This is a genomic window from Protofrankia sp. CiP1_Cm_nod2 (assembly GCF_920664355.1).
In the GTDB taxonomy this organism is placed as follows: Bacteria; Actinomycetota; Actinomycetes; order Frankiales; family Frankiaceae; genus Protofrankia.
Genome location: NZ_CAKKTL010000239.1, coordinates 5,458 through 8,153, shown reverse-complemented (window position 1 = coordinate 8,153; position 2,696 = coordinate 5,458). Strand labels below are relative to the sequence as shown.

Annotated in this window: 3 protein-coding genes; 2 read left to right on the top strand and 1 reads right to left on the bottom strand. The window is 72.7% G+C overall.

Going from position 1 to position 2,696, the window contains the following annotated elements; all coding sequences use genetic code 11:
* Positions 1-631 (bottom strand): FadR/GntR family transcriptional regulator (locus NBW84_RS20375; RefSeq protein WP_445548786.1); only part of this gene is annotated, 631 nt, incomplete at its 3' end.
* A 408-nt stretch (positions 632-1,039) separates the two neighbouring features.
* Between NBW84_RS20375 and NBW84_RS20370 the strand changes: the two genes are divergently transcribed.
* Both NBW84_RS20370 and NBW84_RS20365 read left to right on the top strand, forming a co-directional pair.
* Entirely contained in the window at positions 1,040-1,459 is a 420-nt protein-coding gene (locus tag NBW84_RS20370) for an organic hydroperoxide resistance protein (RefSeq protein WP_250286474.1), read from the top strand.
* Positions 1,460-1,564: 105 nt separating this feature from the next.
* On the top strand, positions 1,565-2,696 hold a 1,132-nt coding region (locus tag NBW84_RS20365; RefSeq protein WP_250286475.1), incomplete at its 3' end, for a carboxylate-amine ligase.

The following is a 2,696-nucleotide window of genomic DNA, read 5'->3' as shown; positions in this document are numbered from 1 at the left end:
CGGTGGCCAGGTCGGGCCGGGTGCGGGCGGCCGGCCGGTCCGCCGCCGGGGGGCCGGCGTCCGCCGTGGCCGCCTCGACGGCGGCGAGCGCCGCCCGCAGCCTGGCCAGGTCCTCCTCGGTGTGCCGCTGCGCGAGCCGGCGGACGCAGGGCGGCTCGAGCAGCGCCCTGGCCTGGTGGACGTCGGCGATGGTGGTGCCGCGGTATTCCAGGACGAGCGCGGCGTAGCGGGCGGCGACGTCACCGTTGGGTGTGTGGACCCGGGCGCCGCCGTGTGCCCCGCGCCGGACGCTGATCAACGCTTCGGACTCCAGGACGCGGAAGGCCTCCCGCAGGGTCGGGCGGGAGACCCCGAACTGCTCCATCAGCACGGCTTCCGGGGGCAGGGCGTCCCCCTCGACCAGTTCGCCCCGCACGATCTGGCGCCGCAGGCGGGCGGCGACCAGCTCGGCGGTCTTGGGGACGCGCACCCGCCGGCCGACGTGGCCCTCGCCGGCCGGCGACCTGCCGGGGTCGTCGCCACGCCCGCCGGGGGGCGGGCCGGCCGACGGATCAGACGTTCTGAGACCGCCGGGCCCCCCGATGCCCCCCGGGCCGTCCGTTGCGATATTGGTTGCGTTCAGTAACACCATGATGGTCCCCCTCGGAGAGATCCGGCTGCGGCGGGCAGCGCGTGGCCCGCTGGCGGTGGTTCGGCTCCTTCGCCCAGAAGATCACATTGTTGTCGCCGGCGATGTCACCAGAAGTACTGGCTAGGTTGCATTGTGACACTACTGGTCGCAGCCACCTGCAAGGGGTGCTGTCATGGCTACAAGTAATGACTATTTGTAATCGATGTTCATCGAATCTTTACTAAAAGTAATCGTTCAGAGTCTTTTTGTCATCGTTTGGCGGCGCTGAACACCATGTGGCGATCCGAGCGGATCGGTGCGCTGCGTGAGTCACCCGGACGAAAAAGGTGCCGGCCGGTGTTCCACCCGGATGATCCAGATCGTGCGCGTCGCGCGCGGGCCATCGGATCCACACCTGAGGAGATCGTGATGACGGCTCTGTACACGGCTGAGGCCACCGCGTGGGGCGGGCGTGCGGGACGGGTGGCGTCCAGCGACGGGCGGGTGGACCTGAACCTGTCCCTGCCCAAGGGGCTCGGCGGCGACGACGGCCCCGGCACCAACCCGGAGCAGTTGTTCGCCACCGGTTACGCCGCATGTTTCCACAGCGCGCTCAAGGCGGTCGCCCGGCGGGCGAAGGTCGATGTCTCCGCGTCGGCGGTCACCGTCCGGGTCGAGATCGGCCCGGACGACGACGGGTTCGCCCTCGCCGTCGCGATCGAGGCCGAGATCGAGCAGGTCGACCGGGACGTGGCCGCCACGCTCGTCGAGCAGGCTCACGCCCTGTGCCCGTACTCCAGGGCGACCCGGGGCAACATCGTCTCCACCGCCACCCTCGTGGACAGCTGACCGGGTGGCCGGCTGGCCGGCTGGCCGCTGGCTGACCGGCCAGCGGGTGCTGGCCAGCCGGTCGTGGGCTGCCCGGGACACCGTATGGTCGTAGCGTCTTCATCCATGGGCGACGCGCACATTGCCACCGTCGGTGTCGAGGAGGAGTTCCACCTCCTGGACCTCGCCTCCCGGCGGCCTGTGCCGCGGGCTCCGGCGATCCTCGAGCGCCTCGCGAAGGAGTGTTTCACCGCCGAGCTGCTGGCGTCGGTGGTGGAGTCCAACAGCCGCCCGTGCACCGACCTGGCCGACCTGCGCAGCAGCCTGCTCCAGCTGCGGCGCGAGCTGGTGGCGGCCGGCGAACCGCTCGGGCTCGGCCCCGCGTCCGCGGGGACCGTCCCGCTGGCCGGCCGGGACACGCCCAGCATCAGCCGGTACCCGCGCTACCAGCGGATGCTCGCCGACTACCAGCTCCTCGCCCGGGAGCAGTCGATCTGCGGCGCGCAGGTGCACGTCGAGGTCGCCGACCGCGATCTCGCGATCGCGGTGGCCGCGTGGGTCGCGCCGTGGCTGCCGGTGCTGCTGGCGGTGTCGGCGAGCTCCCCGTACTGGCAGGGCACGGACAGCGGCTACGCGAGCGTGCGCACCCTGGTCTGGCAGCGGTGGCCGACCGCCGGCGTCACCGGGGCGTTCCGCACGGCGGCCGAATACGACCAGGCCGTCACGGATCTGATCACATCCGGGGTGATCAGCGACCCGGGGATGGTCTACTTCGACGTCCGCCCCTCCGCGCACCTGCCCACCGTTGAGCTGCGGGTCTGCGACGCGTGCCCGGACGTCGACACCGTCATCCTCGTCGCCGGCCTGTTCCGCGCGCTCGTCCGCCGGGCCACCCTGGCGGTCGGGGCCGGTGCGCCGGTCCCGCCACGGCGGACGGAACTGCTGCGGGCGGCCACCTGGCGGGCGGCCCGGTCCGGGATCGAGGGTGACCTCGTCGACGTGGCCGCGGCGGTACCGGTACCGGCGGGGGACCTGCTGTACCGGCTGGTGGACGAGGTGCGCGCCGAGCTCGAGCACGCCGGCGACTGGGAGCTGGTCCGCGACCTCGCCGGCCAGGCCGTCGGCCGGGGCAGCGCCGCGGCCCGGCAACGGCGGGCCTTCACCCGCCGCGGACACCTCACCGACGTCGCCGACCTCATCCTCACCGAAACCCGCCAGGCCGCGGACGCGGCGGATGTGGCGCATGCGGCGGATGTGG

Coding starts and splice junctions, on each gene's coding strand:
- NBW84_RS20370 (WP_250286474.1), top strand. CDS start 1,040: ATGACGGCTCTGTACACGGCTGAGGCCACCGCGTGGGGCGGGCGTGCG.